This is a genomic window from Arthrobacter sedimenti (assembly GCF_042652025.1).
Classification (GTDB): Bacteria; Actinomycetota; Actinomycetes; order Actinomycetales; family Micrococcaceae; genus Arthrobacter; species Arthrobacter sedimenti.
Window position 1 is genome coordinate 78,823 of sequence record NZ_JBHSDQ010000009.1, and the last position, 14,534, is coordinate 93,356.

The window sequence follows — 14,534 nt, forward strand, 5'->3', positions numbered from 1 at the left end:
GCCACTCCGCCCTACGGCCGGGACGTACCCGCCGCCAGCGAGCTGATGGGCGCCGCGATGGCGTTTGTCAGGCGGACCAGGTCAGCCGGGGCGAGCTCCAGGTCCAGGCCGCGCCTGCCTCCCGATCCCAGCACGGTGCCCAGGGCCAGGGCGCTGGAATCCAGCACGGTGGGGGACGGCTGGCGCTGGCCCAGCGGTGAAATGCCGCCCAGCACGTATCCGGTGCGCCGCTGGGCTGCGGCAGGATCGGCCATGGCAGCCTTTTTGGCGCCCAGGGCGGCGGCCATGGCCTTCAAATCCAGGCTCCCGCTCACCGGGACGATGCCCACCGCGAGCCTGCCCTCGACGTCCACCATCAACGTCTTGAAGACGCGGGACGGAACGATGCCCAGGGCCTCTGCAGCCTCGGCGCCGTAGCTCGCGGCGGACGGATCGTGGGTGTAGGGGTGCAGCACAAAGGGAACCCCGGCCGCGGTCAGTGCCGCTGTTGCCGGGGTTCCCTGGGCTGAGTTTTTACGCGCCATGGATGCGCGTCAGGACTGCGTCCGGGACGCCGCGGCCACCTTGCGCTTGATCCTGCCGAGCATGGCGGTCATGCCGCGCATGCGCAGCGGCGTGATGGCGCGGGTGAGCCCCAGTAGTTCCGGCATGTCATCCGGTACGGACAGGATCTCTGCTGCGGTCAGGCCGTCCAGGCCCTCGTGCAGGACTCCGGCGAAACCCCGGGTGGTGGGAGCCTCGGCGGGCGCCTTGAAGTAGAGGCGCACTTCGCTGGCGGGACCGGCGTCGCTGGCCTCTGTCTCGATGGTGAGGAACAGCGGCGACTGGCACTCCACCACCTGCTCAAGGAGCTCAGGGTGGTCCTTGAGCCGGTCGGGGAGCTCCGGCAGTCCTTCCGAGAACTCCAGCAGCAGCTGCAGCCTCTCGGGTTCGGACAGGGCCTGGAAGTCGTCCACGATGGCCGCGAGGGCGGAAGGCAAAGCTTGTGTAGTCATCGGTCCAAGTCTACGCGGGGGAGCGGTGGGTCAGGCTCCGACGGCGACGGGTACGGACCCGCGCTCGGCGCCTTTGACGATGGGTACACGCACGGCGTTGCCCCACTCGGTCCAGGATCCGTCGTAGTTGCGGACGGAATCGAAGCCAAGGAGATACTTAAGGGCGAACCAGGTGTGGCTGGAACGTTCGCCGATGCGGCAGTAGGCCACCACGTCGTCACCCTCGGACAGGCCGGCCTCGCCAAGGTAGATGGCCTCCAGTTCCTCCCGGCTGCGGAAGGTGCCGTCGGCGGCGGCGGCGCGGGCCCACGGGATGGACGCGGCCGTGGGAATGTGTCCGCCGCGCAGCGCGCCCTCTTCCGGGTAAGCCGGCATGTGGGTGCGCTGGCCGGTGTATTCCTCGGGGGAGCGGACGTCGATGAGCGGCTTGCCCAGGTGGGCCAGGACATCGTCCTTGAAGGCCCGGATTGGGGCGTCATCGCGTTCGACTACGGGGTAGTCGCCGCGGGCAGGCGTTGGCTTGTCCCTGGTCAGTTCGCGGCCTTCGGCAACCCACTTGTCCCGGCCGCCGTCGAGCAGCCGGACGTCCTTGTGGCCGAAGAGCGTGAACACCCAGAGAGCGTAGGCGGCCCACCAATTGGACTTGTCGCCGTAGATGACTACGGTGCTGTCCCGCGAAATTCCCTTGGACGCGGCCAGTTCTGCGAAGGCGGCGCCGTCAACGTAGTCGCGGGACACTTCGTCGTTCAGGTCGGTGTGCCAGTCAATCTTGACGGCGCCGGGAATGTGGCCGGTCTCGTACAACAGCACGTCCTCGTCTGACTCCACCACGATGAGCTCGCCGTTGGCCACTGCGCCGTTGCTGATGGCGGCCGCGAGCCACTCGGTGGAAACGAGCCGCTCCGGGCGGGCGTAGGCTGCGAACTTCTCATTCTGTTCAACCGGGTAGGGCATGGCTTGGCCTTTCAGTAAGAGCACGGGAAACCGCGGAACATGCATTGGAACCTCTTCCCACCCTAGCCAGCGCCCGCAGGGTTGTCCGTATTCCGTTAATAGGGCGAAATGTTGCCTTCGTCACCCCCGGGGGCGGCAGGACGGCCTCCCGCCCGGGCTGGGTCCGCATTGCCGGTATCCTTTCTGGGGACCAACCACCAGCAGAACGGACCACCTTGGTACAGATCGAACAGCTTGCCGCCCGCACTCCGGCAGTTTCGGTGGATGAACTCTTAAAGGGCTTCTACCCATCGCCGCGGTTTGGGGAGGTTTCCTTTTCGAGCTACCGCCCGGACCCCAAGCAGCCCAGCCAGGCCGCCGCCGTACGCGCCCTCCAGGGATTTGCCGACGGCGTGGGGTCGGGCAACGGGGGCGGGCTTTTCAAGAAGCTGTTCGGCAAGAAGGACGATTCCAGGGCAGGCATCTACCTGGACGGCGGCTTCGGTGTGGGCAAGACCCACCTGCTCGCCTCCCTGTGGCACGCCGCCCCGGGACCCAAGGCTTTCGGCACCTTTGTGGAGTACACCAACCTGGTGGGCGCCCTGTCCTTCCGCAAGACAGTAGACGCCTTGAGCAGCTATCAACTGGTCTGCATTGACGAATTCGAACTGGACGATCCGGGCGACACCGTCCTGATGTCCCGGCTCATGCGCGAATTGGCCGACGCCGGCGTCAAGCTTGCCGCCACCTCCAACACCCTGCCGGGTTCCTTGGGCGACGGCCGGTTCGCTGCAGTGGACTTCCAGCGCGAAATCCAGGTCCTGGCAGACCAGTTCGACGTCATCCGCATCGACGGGGAGGACTTCCGGCACCGTGGCCTCCCCGCGGCACCGGCCCCGCTGAGGAACAGCGAGCTCAGTGCCCACATGAAGGCGGAGTTCGATGGCAAGACCGTGGCCCAGGACGAGTTCTCCACGCTCATCCACCACCTCGCCGGCGTGCACCCCAGCCGCTACCGCCAACTGATCGCCGGTATTGACGGCGTGGTGTGGCGCAACGTGGAGACCATCACGGAGCAGGCCGTGGCGCTGCGCTTCGTAGTGCTGGCGGACCGGCTCTACGACAAGGACGTGCCCATCCTGGCCAGCGGCGTTCCGTTCGACAAGCTGTTCACCGAGGAAATGATGACCGGCGGGTACATGAAAAAGTACTTCCGCGCCGTCTCCCGCCTCACCGCGCTGGCCCGCGAAGGCCAGAACCACGAGCCTTCCTAGCGGGTTCCCGGTTCGCCGCCGCTGCGTTCCGGCGTGGCGGGCCGGAACAGCGCTGCCCTGACGGCGAGCCCGGCCAAGAGTGCCCAGAACGCGGACCCAATGCCTGCAAACGCCAGGCCCGAAGCCGCCATCAAAAAGGTGACGGCGGGGGCAATGCGGTCCTGGGGTTCTGCCAGGGCGGCGGAGATGGCCGAGGCCAGGGTCCCCAGCAGGGCCAGGCCCGCCACGGCCTCAAGCATTCCTTCCGGCGCCTGGTTGACCACGGAGACCAGGGCAGCGGAAAAGCCGGCCAGCACCAGGTAGGCCAGTCCGGACGTGAAGCCGGCCACCCACCGCCTGCTGCGGTCCGCGCCGGCTTCCTCGCCGGCGGCCAGCGCCGCGCTCAGCGCCGCGAGGTTGATGGCGTGGCCGCCAAATGGCGCCGCCGCAACAGTTCCCGCTCCCGTGACCAGCATGGCCGGCCGCCAGGGTGTTTCATACCCGAAGGAACGCAGCACCGCTACGCCGGGCACGTTCTGCGAGGCCATGGTCACCACGAACAGCGGGATGGCTATCCCTGCCAGGGCCTGCAGGCTGAAAGCGGGCGTTGTCCACTCGAGTGCCGGCAGCAGGGGGTCCACATCCGCCGAAGGCCCGGCGGAGGCCAGGGAAATACCGATCACGGCCAGTGCCACGAGCAGGGCTGCGGGCACGGCCCAGCGCGGAGCGAATTTCATCATCAGCAGCCAGCAGAGAATCACCGGCGCTACGTACATGGGCACGGTGCCTAACGCCTTGAAGGGGGCCAGGCAGAGTTGTAAGAGGACCCCGGCCAGCATCGCCTGGGCCAAGGATGACGGGATCCTCGCCATCACCCTGCCGAGCGCCGGCACCAATCCGGTCAGGGCGAGCAGCAGCCCGGCGGCGATGAAGGCCCCGACAGCGGCCGGCCACCCGCCGTCGGGCATTCCCGACGCAGCAAGCAGGGCCGCGCCGGGCGTGGACCATGCAAGGGTGACCGGCACGCGGGAGCGCCAGGCAAGTCCCAGGACGCCAAGCCCGACAGCCATCGTCAGGGCCAGCAGTCCGGATGCGGCCTGGCCGGGATCAGCACCCACCGCCTTGAGTCCGGCCAGGACGACGGCGAACGACGACGTGAAGCCCACCAGGGCGGTGACGATCCCCGCAACAAGCGGCCGGGAATCGATCCGGGCCAATCCGGCCGGTGCGCTGGCTGAGGGTGCGGGGGACTTGGGCATACCGGCAGGTTACCGGTGGGGCATCGCGAAGCGGGAATCACAGCGGCCCTTCTGTCTCCGGCGTCAACCGGGCCGCAGGTAAACAGGCTTTTAAACGCCAAAGGCGCGGGCGCCGCCTCCCGGCGGGACCCGCACCTCCTTGACGTGCCGGGCAAAAGCCCTGGCCAAATCCTTTACGGAGCCCTGTCGACCGGCGGGACCGGATTACCAAGAGCTGCCGGGGGAACCTGCTCGGCGGCAGGAGCCTGCCCCGGGGTGCCGTTCTTGTCAACGAGCTTGGAAGCGCCATCCTGGATCTTGTCGACGTGGCCTGCGTACTTGCCGCCGGTCTTGGTGTCGACGAAATCGCCGGTCTTGGTGATGCCGTCCTTGATAGCCTGCTCGTTGCCGCGGATGAGACCCTGAGCCTTGCCCTTTAGATCGTCAATTAAACCCACGGACACCTCCCTTCTATCGCCGGAGCCAGGTCGCTCCTCGCGCCTTCGATCCTATCCGGGCCCGGGAAGCGTGCCAAGGGAATCACGTTCGCCCGCAGCGGATACGCGGAAACGAAAAAAGCAGCTCCGGAGAGCTGCTGTTCGTGTGTGGGCGATACTGGGATCGAACCAGTGACCTCTTCCGTGTCAGGGAAGCGCGCTACCGCTGCGCCAATCGCCCGGAACCGGAAGACCGGCTGGTGGGATAAAAGAGAGCGGACGACGAGATTCGAACTCGCGACATCCACCTTGGCAAGGTGGTGCTCTACCAGCTGAGCTACGTCCGCATTTGTGCAGGTTGTTCCGGAGAATCCGGTGGTACTGCCGGCAAGTTGCCTTGCCGAGTGGGCGATACTGGGATCGAACCAGTGACCTCTTCCGTGTCAGGGAAGCGCGCTACCGCTGCGCCAATCGCCCATTGAATCCGAAAGATCCGGAATCCATGGTTTTCACCGAGGTGGGTACGGGATTCGAACCCGTGTATACGGCTTTGCAGGCCGCTGCCTCGCCTCTCGGCCAACCCACCGTGTTAGCGTCAATTCCGAAGAATGTTTGCTGTGACAGTGTCCTGCGAGCGGACGACGAGATTCGAACTCGCGACATCCACCTTGGCAAGGTGGTGCTCTACCAGCTGAGCTACGTCCGCATTTTGGAGGGTTGATTCCTTGCCGTTTCCGGCATTTCCTCGCGTTCCAACGAGTAAAAACAATATAGGAGGTTCCGGGAAACTCCAAATCGCTCTGCCCGCCCGGAGTCGCATGGCCACTACTTCCGCGTGATTCCGCGGGACCAGCTACTTACAGGCGTGTAATTCACGACGGCGGCTGGCGGCCCCTGTGGGCGGGCTGCGCGTAAGCAGGGCTGCTGGAGGCACTTTTACGGGGGTGCGTCAGGGTGCTGCAGCCGATTTTTGAAATGGGGCATAGGTGGGCTAGCATTCAAATGCATCGGGGCGATTGGCGCAGTGGTAGCGCGCTTCGTTCACACCGAAGAGGTCACTGGTTCGAACCCAGTATCGCCCACCGCAGAGGTCCGTTTCCGCTCATCAGCAGCGGAAACGGACCTTTTTCGTGTGCAGCTCCGGCCCCCGGAGCTTTTGTCGGCCCCCTGTGAAAGAGTCTTTTGTATGACTGATCCGCTTCTCGCCCACGCCACCGAATACGGCCGGATGTACGCACGGTCAACGTCTGAGCAGTTTGCCGTGCCTTCCATCACCACTGTGATCAGCCAGCAGCCGCATGGCCTCGACGGCTGGTTCGGTTACATGGGTGCCAGCAGCCTGGCCAATGATCCGCTGCTCTCGGACTGCCTGGGGAGCCCGGCCAAGATCAAGCAGGCCGTCAACCGCGCCGCCAAGGCTGCCGAAACCTACCGGGATGATGCGGCCAGGCGGGGGGACCGCGTCCACAACTACTGCGAGCAGGTGGCACTGCGCGCGCTTGGGCGTCCGCACACCATGAAGGAGGCCCGCGAAGCCCTGGCCGCCAACGGCGAGGAAGCTTTCGCGGTCCGCTTCGACGAGTGGTGGGAACTTTTCCGGGTGGAGCCCATCGCGCCTGAGATCACGGTGTGGAACGATTCCGTGGGCTACGCCGGAACCCTGGACCTGGTAGCGCGTATCAATGGACGCATCTGCCTGATCGACTACAAGACCAAGGGCACCACCCGGGACGGGCTGGTCAAGCCCCTGGACAACAAAGTGGTCATGCAGCTGGTGGCGGGGATGAAGGCGGAAGAGAGCCTGGTGGATGCGGAGGCGGGAACCTGGGAGCCCTGGAAGTATGGGGAGAACCCGGTCCTGCTGGCCGTTGCCATCGGCGAGACAGAGGTCCGGCCCGTCCGTGCCAACCCAGAGGTCCTCAAGCACCACTGGTGGAAGTTCTGCGCGCTGCGGCGGGTCTGGGAACTGAACGCTGACACCATCAGTGCCGGCACGGCGCTGCTGCCTATCGCACCGCCGCCGCTGGCCCAGGCCCGCACGGCCTAGCTCCGTGCAGGCACCACGACTGCACCTAAACTGGATAAGTTCCAATTGCCGCCAACCGTGAGGACAAACAGCGCATGGCTATTCTGAATATCCGCATCATCGGCGATCCTGTGCTCCGCACAGTCGCCGATCCTGTGACGGAATTCGGACCCGAGCTGGCCAAACTGGTCGCCGACATGACCGAGACCATGGAGGACGTGGACGGCGCCGGACTTGCCGCCCCGCAGGTCGGCGTCAGCAAGCGCGTTTTCACCTACCGCATTGACGGCGTCGAAGGGCACATCATCAATCCGGTCCTGGAGAACAGCGAGGACTACCAGCCGGACCACGTGGAAGGCTGCCTCTCCATTCCGGGGCTAGGGTTCCCGGTCCGCCGCTTCCGGTCCACGCGGGTCACCGGCGTGGACATGCATGGCACCCCGGTCTCCATCGAAGGGGAGGGCATGCTGGCACGCTGCTTCCAGCATGAGAACGACCACCTGGACGGGATCCTTTACACCGACCGGCTTGAGGGCGAGGACCGGAAGACTGCGTTGCGGTCCATCCGCAACGCCAATTACGACGCCGTGACCGAACGCACCACGGCCAAGCGCGCCAAGAGCGTGGGGTCGAGTTTCGGCGGGTCAAGCTTTGGCGGAAACAGCACCCCCGGCTCCAGCTTCGGCGCAGCCGGGTGAGGGTCCTCTTTGCGGGGACCCCCGCCGTCGCTGTCCCATCACTGGACGCACTGGTTAACGGCGGCTTCGAGGTCGTCGCCGTCCTTACCCGTCCCGATGCGCCGGTCGGCCGCAAACGCGTGCTGACGCCGTCGCCCGTTGCGCGGCGGGCTGCTGAACTGGGCATCGATGTCATTCACGCTGCCCGCGTGGACGCCGAGGCCATCGCCAAAATCTCCGCCGTGCAGCCGGACGTTGCCGCCATTGTCGCCTACGGCGGACTGGTTCCGCCCGCAGCTTTGGACATCCCGCGGCACGGCTGGGTGAACCTGCATTTCTCCCTGCTGCCCGCCTGGCGCGGAGCAGCCCCCGTCCAGCGCTCTGTCATCGCGGGCGACGACGTCACCGGCGCTGTTACCTTCCAACTCGAGGAAGGCCTGGACACAGGCCCTGTCTTCGGCACCCTGACGGAAGCCGTGAAACCCCAGGACACCGCAGGTGACCTGCTGGAACGGCTGTCCCACAGCGGCGCCGTGCTGCTGGCACAGACACTGTCGGCCATCGACGCCGGAAAGGCCTTCCCCCAGCCGCAGGCCGGCGAGGTGTCGCTCGCGCCGAAGCTGACCCTGGAGGACGGCCACCTTAACTGGACCCATCCCGCGCTGGCCATCAGCAGGCAGGCACGCGGCGTTACCCCGGAGCCCGGAGCCTGGACCCTTCTCGACGGGCAACGGGTCAAACTTGAGCCTGTCCGGCTCCGGCCGGATGTCGCCGAACTGGCCCCGGGCGCGGTGGCGCTCCACGGGAAGGCTGTTTTGGTGGGAACGGGTTCTCATGCCGTGGAACTCACCCGGATCCAGCCCGCGGGGAAAAAGATGATGGCCGCAGCCGACTGGGCACGCGGCATGGCTTCTCTGGAAAGTGTGGTGTTCGAATGAGCAGCTCCGGCGGCAACACAGGCGGACAAGGCAGCACCGGAGGACGGGGCGGCGCCGGGCGGAACGGCCAGGGCAGCAGCGGGGCATCCGCCGGCGGCCGCGGCAAGGGCGGACCCAGGGACACCAGCAGGCGCAACGCCAAGGGACGGGAACGCAACCGCGGGCCGCAACGGAGCTTCACAGAGCAGGCTCCGTCGCAGCGGACCAGGCGCGCCGACCCCGCCCGCCTGGTGGCCTTCGAAGTACTCCGCGCGGTGGCAGAGGAGGACGCCTACGCCAACCTGGTGCTGCCCGCGCGGATCCGGCAACACCACCTGGACAAACGTGATGCCGGGTTTGCCACCGAGCTGAGCTACGGGGCCCTGCGCAGCCAAGGCACGTACGATGCCATCCTGGCCCGGTGCGTCGACCGGCCCCTCTCTCAACTCGATCCAGCCGTCCTGGACGCCCTCCGCATCGGCGTGCACCAGCTGCTGGCCATGCGGGTCCCAGCACACGCAGCCCTGGACCAGACCGTGGGGCTGGCCCGCGCCGTCATCGGCGCCGGCCCTTCCGCCTTGATCAACGCGGTCCTGCGGAAGGTGTCCGCACGGACCCTTGAAGAGTGGCTGGACCTGCTGGTGGAGGGCGAAACCGACCAGACGAAGATCGCCGCGCTCCGGTTCGCCCACCCCGAATGGATCGTCCGGGCCATGCGCCAGTCGCTTGTGGCCCACGGCCGGCCCGCCACCGAAATCGACAGCCTGCTGGAAGCTGACAATGCCGCCCCGGTGGTCAACCTGGTGGCCCTTCCCGGGCTGGGCAGCCTGGACGAAGCCCTGGAAAGTGGTGCCGCCCCCGGCGAGCTGGTGGAAGGTTCCGCGCTCTCCAGCGGCGGTGACCTGGGCCGCCTCGCGTCCGTGCGCGCCGGCACCACGCGGGTGCAGGACGTTGGGTCCCAGTTGGTGGCCAGGGCCCTTGCTGCCGTGGACCTCGGCGCGGCAGCAGGGGATGCAGTCGCGGACCGCGCGGCGCCCGCCAAAGCAACGGTTCCGTCCACTGCAGATGAGGCGTGGCTCGATCTCTGCGCCGGCCCCGGTGGAAAAGCTGCGCTCCTTGGTGCCCTGGCGCGCCAGCGGGGCGCCACGCTGCTTGCGAATGAACCGGCGCCGCACAGGGCAAAGCTCGTCAGCCAGGCCCTGTCCGCCGTTCCGCACGACAGCTGGCAGGTCCGCACCGGTGACGGCCGGGAAGTGGGGACCGAGCAGCCGGAACGGTACACCCGTGTTTTGGTGGACGTACCCTGCACCGGCCTGGGAGCCCTGCGGCGCAGGCCGGAGTCCCGGTGGCGGCGCTCGCCCAAGGACATCACGGACCTCGGCCCGCTGCAGCGTGAACTGCTCGCCTCGGCCCTCGCTGCAGTCCGTCCCGGGGGAGTGGTGGCCTACGTGACCTGTTCACCCCATCCGGCCGAGACCACCGCGGTTGTGGCGGACGCGCTGCGCAAGCGCGATGACCTGGAGCTCCTCGACGCCGGGGCCGCCCTTGACGCCGTCAGCCTGACCGGCAAGCTCCACGCCGGGCACGACATGACGGCCCAGCTCTGGCCCCACATCCACCACACTGACGCCATGTTCCTGGCCCTGATCAAGAAGAAGGCCTGAACAAAGCGCTCCTGACCGGAAAAGCGCTTGTTTCCTAAGACACCCGCACCTTCAGCGAAAGGCACACCCTTGACGCAATGCTGCATCAACCCGAGCATCCTCTCCGCCGACTTCGTCAACCTTGAAGCCGAACTGCAGCGGATCAGCAATGCCGACGCCGTGCACGTGGACGTCATGGACAACCACTTCGTTCCCAACCTGACCATCGGGTTGCCCGTCGTACAGCGCATCCAGGCCGTCAGCCCGGTTCCGCTCGACGCCCACCTCATGATTGCCGATGCGGACCGCTGGGCACCCGGATTCGCCGACGCAGGCCTGGCTTCCGTCACGTTCCATGCCGAGGCGTCCATTGCCCCCATCAAGCTGGCAAGGGAACTGCGCAGCAGGGGATCCAAAGCGGGAATGGCACTCCGCCCCGCAACTCCAGTGGAGCCGTACCTGGACATGTTGACGGAGCTGGACATGCTGCTCATCATGACGGTGGAACCGGGCTTCGGCGGCCAGGCCTTCCTGGACATCACCCTGCCGAAGATCCGCAGGGCCCGTGCGGCCGTGGACGGCTCCGGAGCGGATGTTGCCATCCAGGTGGACGGCGGCATCACCGAGGAAACCATTGAGCGCGCCGCTGAGGCCGGCGCCAATGTCTTCGTGGCAGGCTCCGCCGTATACGGCGCCGAGGATCCCGCCGCCGCCATCGACCTGTTGCGCACCAGGGGTGCCCGCACATTACGTGCGGCGACGGAATAACCGGGAGCCGCTGCCGGTTGTGGCACAATAACAACACACATACGTGCTCCGGGGTCGGTGTAAGTCCGAACCGGCGGTGACAGTCCGCGACCCGCGAGCCGGTGTCCTCTCCCCGAGGATCCCGGCGGACGGTTGAACCGGTGGAATTCCGGTACCGACAGTTAAAGTCTGGATGAGAGAAGCACGTACAGCTGTATCTGTGCAGCCCTTGCGCTGCGCAGCGTTCTGCTGTCGTATCCCCGGAGCCATCGCGGTTCGACAGGGAAGGAACGACACACGAATGAACCCCAAGCGATGGCTCTTTAACGCCGAAACTCCTGCCGCTTCGATGGCAGGCCCACATTCCGGATCCATGCAGCCAGCAACGGCCGCCGCATGACGGGCGCCGTGGAACTGCAGCCTGGAGCCGGGGTGGTCACGGCCTTCACTGCAGAAGAAACCGGGGCCATGGAACATGCCCTCCAAGCAGCCTTGGAGGGACCCCGCGGCGCAAATCCCCTGGTGGGTGCCGTCGTCGTCGGTCCTGACGGACGGGAACTCGTCACGGGTTACCACCGCGGAGCCGGCACCGCACATGCCGAAGCCGACGCCATTGCCCGGGCTGCCGCCGTCGGCCTGGATCTCTCCGGCTGCACCATGGTGGTCACCTTGGAGCCCTGCAACCACGTGGGCCGCACCGGTCCGTGCACGGAGGCGATCATCGCCGCCGGGATCACTGACGTGGTGTACGCGGTCGACGACCCCCATGACCCCGCCGCCGGTGGTGCCGCAACCCTGCGCGCGGCCGGTGTCCGGGTGCGGAGTGGCCTTGGCGCAGACGAAGCGCTGGACCTTAACCGCCAGTGGTTTGAAGCGGTGGCAGCCAAGCGCCCCTTCGTTACCCTCCACATCGCCCAGACGCTGGACGCCCGGATCGCCGCGGAAGATGGCACCAGCCAATGGATCTCCAGCCCCGAATCGCTGGCGGACAACCACGGGATCCGCAGCCGCATCGACGCCATACTGGTGGGCACCCAGACCGTACTGGTGGACAACCCCCGGCTGACCGCCCGGGACACCGAGGGCAACCCGGCGGCAAAGCAGCCAGTCCGGGCCGTCATGGGGCTCCGCGGGATTCCGGAGGACGCCGCCATCCACGGCGACGACGGCCTTGCCGTGCACCTTCCCACGCGGGACCCGCGGGAGGCGCTGTCCATGCTGTACGACGCCGGCACCCGGCACGTGATGGTGGAGGGCGGCTCCAGCATCCTCAGCTCTTTCCTCGCGGCGGGCCTGGTGGATGAACTCATCGTGTACCTGGCGCCCACCCTGCTGGGATCCGGCACCCCCTCGTTGAATGGACTGGGCATCACCAGCCTTCCCGACGCCCAGCAGTGGGAATGGGACCCGTCCGACGGCGGCGCGGTCCGCATGCTGGGCCGGGACCTTCGACTGCACCTCAGACCGCAGCACAAAGTTGCACTCGACCACCAACCAACCCGCACCACCGCGGAGCAAGCCCAGGGAGGCTACTGATGTTCACCGGAATTATTGCCGAGCAGGGGCAGGTGCTGTCCGTTGAGCGTGACGGCGACACCAGCGCCACCCTCCGCCTGCATGCGCCCGGCTCCACCGAGGGCCTGGCACTGGGCGGCTCCATCGCCGTCAACGGAGTCTGCCTCACCGCCACCAAAATCGATGGCAAGGATTTCAGCGTGGACGTTATGGGCGAGACTCTGGTCCGCAGCACCATCGGCGAGCTTGCCGCTGGGGACACCGTTAATCTGGAGCGCTGCGTTCCCGCCGGCGGCCGCCTGGACGGGCACGTGGTGCAGGGACATGTGGACGGCGTGGGCGTCCTGCTGGAACGCGAACCCCAGGGAAACTGGGAGCGGCTGCGCTTTGGCGTGCCCGCCAACCTGGCCCGCTACATTGCCGAAAAGGGCTCCATCGCGATCGACGGCGTCTCCCTTACGGTGACGGCAGTCAGCCCGGCAGCCGAGCAGGAGCCGTGGTTCGAAGTGGGCCTGATTCCCACCACCCTGGCCGAAACCGGGCTGGGCATCAAGACCACCGGCAGCCGGGTGAACCTGGAAGTGGATGTGCTGGCCAAATACACCGAACGCCTGCTTGCCTTCAGCGGCACGGGCGCGGCAGCCGGGACCGAAGCAGCCATCACGGGAGGTGCACGGTGAACGCCGCAGTACACCTGGAATCCAACATTGCCGCCGGACCCGCGTCCGCCGCAGCACCGGCCGCACCGGCCAGGGGACTGGACTCCATCGAAGACGCCGTACGCGCCATGGCTGCCGGCCGGCCCGTGCTGGTTGTCGACAACGAGGACCGGGAGAACGAAGGCGACATCATCTTCGCCGCCCAGCACGCCACCCCGGCCCTGATGGGCTGGACCATCCGGTACAGCTCCGGCGTCATCTGCGTGCCGCTAACCGGAGACCGGGCAGACGCCCTGGCCCTGCCTCCCATGACGGCCGTCAACGAGGACGCGAAGGGCACCGCCTACACCGTCTCCTGCGACGCCGCCACCGGTGTCAGCACCGGCATCTCTGCAACGGACCGAGCCCTGACCGCCCGCATCCTCGCGGACCCATACGCCGTTCCTGCCTCCGTGACCCGTCCGGGGCATATTTTCCCGCTCCGGGCAGTTGACGGAGGTGTGCGGGAACGCCAGGGCCATACGGAGGCCGCAGTGGACCTGTGCCGCCTGGCTGGCCTGGAGCCTGTCGGGGTAATCGCGGAAGTGGTGTATGACGACGGTGAAATGATGCGCCTGGACGGGCTCCGTTCGTTCGCAGCTGAACATGGGTGCTCCCTCATCTCCATCGAGGACCTGGTGGCGTATCTTGAAGCCGGGGCCGGGGGAGCCCCGCAAGAGGATGCCCGGGCGGTCCCGGGCGAAGAGAAGGAGAAGCCATGACGGCAGCGGCAGCCAGCGACGACAGCCAGCAGGACGGCCACCGGAAGCCCCACGCGGTGTCCGGTGAAGCGCCCCATCCTGTCAGCGGAGGGCCCATCGTCCAACTCCCCACCGCCTTTGGCGACTTCGTTGCGCAGGCATGGACGGACCTCGTGACCGGCGTTGAGCACCTGGCTGTCAGTTCCCCCAATCCTCCCACCGACGGAAAAGCTCCCCTGGTGCGCCTGCACTCCGAGTGCCTGACCGGCGATGTCTTCGGTTCCTACCGCTGCGACTGCGGTGAACAGCTTGCCTTCGCACTGGAACTGATCCGGGACAACGGCGGCACCTTGCTCTACCTGCGGGGCCAGGAAGGCCGCGGCATCGGCCTGGCCAACAAGATCAAGGCCTACGCGCTGCAGGAAGCGGGCTTCGACACCGTTGAAGCCAATGAGCAGCTGGGCCTGCCCGTTGATGCACGGTGCTACAAGGCCGCAGCCCAGATCCTCGCGGAAATGGGCCTGCACGAGGTGCGGCTGTTGAGCAATAACCCGGACAAGCAGAACAGGCTGGCCAAGGCCGGGGTGAAGGTCGTGGAAATGGTGCCCACCGAGGTACCGTCCCGCGAACAGAACATCCGGTACCTGCGCACCAAGAAGGACCGCATGGAACACCGGCTGCTGCTGGACACGCAGGTGGCTCCCGTTTCCGTGCCGGCCCCCGAAACCCCCTACGACCACGAACAAGACTGACG

At 66.8% G+C, this 14,534-nt stretch carries 15 protein-coding genes, 6 tRNA genes and 1 riboswitch; of the genes, 11 read left to right on the forward strand and 10 right to left on the reverse strand.

Annotated elements, in window-relative coordinates; genetic code table 11:
* Positions 1 to 11: 11 nt before the first annotated feature.
* From ybaK to ACFO0G_RS17720, 3 genes are read right to left on the reverse strand one after another with little or no spacing between them, the layout of a single operon-like run.
* On the reverse strand, positions 12 to 524 hold the full coding sequence (ybaK, locus tag ACFO0G_RS17710; RefSeq protein ID WP_376979267.1) for a Cys-tRNA(Pro) deacylase: 513 nt from the start codon (positions 522 to 524) through the stop codon (positions 12 to 14).
* 9 nt (positions 525 to 533) lie between these two features.
* Positions 534 to 995 carry a SufE family protein gene (locus tag ACFO0G_RS17715; RefSeq protein WP_376979269.1) on the reverse strand — a complete coding sequence of 154 codons (462 nt, stop codon included), beginning with the start codon at positions 993 to 995 and terminating at the stop codon, positions 534 to 536.
* Between the two features lie 30 nt (positions 996 to 1,025).
* Positions 1,026 to 1,949, reverse strand: a complete 924-nt coding sequence (locus ACFO0G_RS17720; RefSeq protein WP_286403522.1) for a sulfurtransferase — start codon at positions 1,947 to 1,949, stop codon at positions 1,026 to 1,028.
* Between the two features lie 215 nt (positions 1,950 to 2,164).
* Here ACFO0G_RS17720 and zapE point away from each other — a divergent pair, with 215 nt between their 5' ends.
* On the forward strand, positions 2,165 to 3,202 hold the full coding sequence (gene zapE / locus ACFO0G_RS17725; RefSeq protein ID WP_286403524.1) for a cell division protein ZapE: 1,038 nt from the start codon (positions 2,165 to 2,167) through the stop codon (positions 3,200 to 3,202).
* Here the strand turns inward: zapE and ACFO0G_RS17730 are convergent.
* From ACFO0G_RS17730 to ACFO0G_RS17760, 7 genes are all read right to left on the reverse strand, one after another.
* Positions 3,199 to 4,440 (reverse strand): benzoate/H(+) symporter BenE family transporter, encoded by a 1,242-nt coding sequence (locus ACFO0G_RS17730; RefSeq protein ID WP_376979272.1) that lies wholly within the window; start codon positions 4,438 to 4,440, stop codon positions 3,199 to 3,201. The two genes, zapE and ACFO0G_RS17730, sit on opposite strands and share 4 nt — an antisense overlap.
* Positions 4,441 to 4,613: 173 nt before the next feature.
* Positions 4,614 to 4,877: an antitoxin gene (locus ACFO0G_RS17735; protein WP_376979274.1), complete on the reverse strand. Its 264-nt coding sequence runs from the start codon at positions 4,875 to 4,877 to the stop codon at positions 4,614 to 4,616.
* A 148-nt stretch (positions 4,878 to 5,025) separates the two neighbouring features.
* Positions 5,026 to 5,097, reverse strand: a tRNA-Val gene (locus ACFO0G_RS17740).
* 33 nt (positions 5,098 to 5,130) lie between these two features.
* Positions 5,131 to 5,203: transfer RNA gene (locus ACFO0G_RS17745), tRNA-Gly, on the reverse strand.
* Between the two features lie 58 nt (positions 5,204 to 5,261).
* A tRNA-Val gene (locus ACFO0G_RS17750) sits at positions 5,262 to 5,333 on the reverse strand.
* A gap of 38 nt (positions 5,334 to 5,371) precedes the next feature.
* Positions 5,372 to 5,442: transfer RNA gene (locus ACFO0G_RS17755), tRNA-Cys, on the reverse strand.
* Between the two features lie 47 nt (positions 5,443 to 5,489).
* A tRNA-Gly gene (locus tag ACFO0G_RS17760) sits at positions 5,490 to 5,562 on the reverse strand.
* 304 nt (positions 5,563 to 5,866) lie between these two features.
* Between ACFO0G_RS17760 and ACFO0G_RS17765 the strand changes: the two genes are divergently transcribed.
* From ACFO0G_RS17765 to ribA, 10 genes are all read left to right on the forward strand, one after another.
* Positions 5,867 to 5,938, forward strand: a tRNA-Val gene (locus ACFO0G_RS17765).
* Between the two features lie 104 nt (positions 5,939 to 6,042).
* Entirely contained in the window at positions 6,043 to 6,903 is an 861-nt protein-coding gene (locus tag ACFO0G_RS17770; protein ID WP_376979276.1) for a cytochrome, read from the forward strand.
* A 74-nt stretch (positions 6,904 to 6,977) separates the two neighbouring features.
* Complete coding sequence (gene def / locus ACFO0G_RS17775) at positions 6,978 to 7,580, forward strand: peptide deformylase (RefSeq protein WP_376979278.1); 603 nt, start codon at positions 6,978 to 6,980, stop codon at positions 7,578 to 7,580.
* Positions 7,577 to 8,497, forward strand: a complete 921-nt coding sequence (gene fmt, locus ACFO0G_RS17780) for a methionyl-tRNA formyltransferase (RefSeq protein ID WP_376979280.1) — start codon at positions 7,577 to 7,579, stop codon at positions 8,495 to 8,497. Before def ends, fmt begins: the two co-directional genes overlap by 4 nt.
* On the forward strand, positions 8,494 to 10,140 hold the full coding sequence (locus tag ACFO0G_RS17785; protein ID WP_376979282.1) for an RsmB/NOP family class I SAM-dependent RNA methyltransferase: 1,647 nt from the start codon (positions 8,494 to 8,496) through the stop codon (positions 10,138 to 10,140). Before fmt ends, ACFO0G_RS17785 begins: the two co-directional genes overlap by 4 nt.
* 69 nt (positions 10,141 to 10,209) lie before the next feature.
* The gene (gene rpe, locus ACFO0G_RS17790) at positions 10,210 to 10,887 is read left to right on the forward strand and encodes a ribulose-phosphate 3-epimerase (RefSeq protein WP_286403536.1); all 678 of its coding nucleotides are present in this window, start codon (positions 10,210 to 10,212) and stop codon (positions 10,885 to 10,887) included.
* Between the two features lie 39 nt (positions 10,888 to 10,926).
* Positions 10,927 to 11,076: riboswitch (FMN riboswitch) on the forward strand.
* A 186-nt stretch (positions 11,077 to 11,262) separates the two neighbouring features.
* Positions 11,263 to 12,402, forward strand: a complete 1,140-nt coding sequence (ribD, locus tag ACFO0G_RS17795; RefSeq protein ID WP_376979285.1) for a bifunctional diaminohydroxyphosphoribosylaminopyrimidine deaminase/5-amino-6-(5-phosphoribosylamino)uracil reductase RibD — start codon at positions 11,263 to 11,265, stop codon at positions 12,400 to 12,402.
* Positions 12,402 to 13,061, forward strand: a complete 660-nt coding sequence (locus tag ACFO0G_RS17800) for a riboflavin synthase (protein ID WP_376979287.1) — start codon at positions 12,402 to 12,404, stop codon at positions 13,059 to 13,061. Before ribD ends, ACFO0G_RS17800 begins: the two co-directional genes overlap by 1 nt.
* 26 nt (positions 13,062 to 13,087) lie before the next feature.
* On the forward strand, positions 13,088 to 13,801 hold the full coding sequence (ribB, locus tag ACFO0G_RS17805) for a 3,4-dihydroxy-2-butanone-4-phosphate synthase (RefSeq protein WP_376979334.1): 714 nt from the start codon (positions 13,088 to 13,090) through the stop codon (positions 13,799 to 13,801).
* Entirely contained in the window at positions 13,798 to 14,532 is a 735-nt protein-coding gene (gene ribA / locus ACFO0G_RS17810) for a GTP cyclohydrolase II (protein ID WP_286403540.1), read from the forward strand. Before ribB ends, ribA begins: the two co-directional genes overlap by 4 nt.
* Positions 14,533 to 14,534 lie beyond the last annotated feature (2 nt).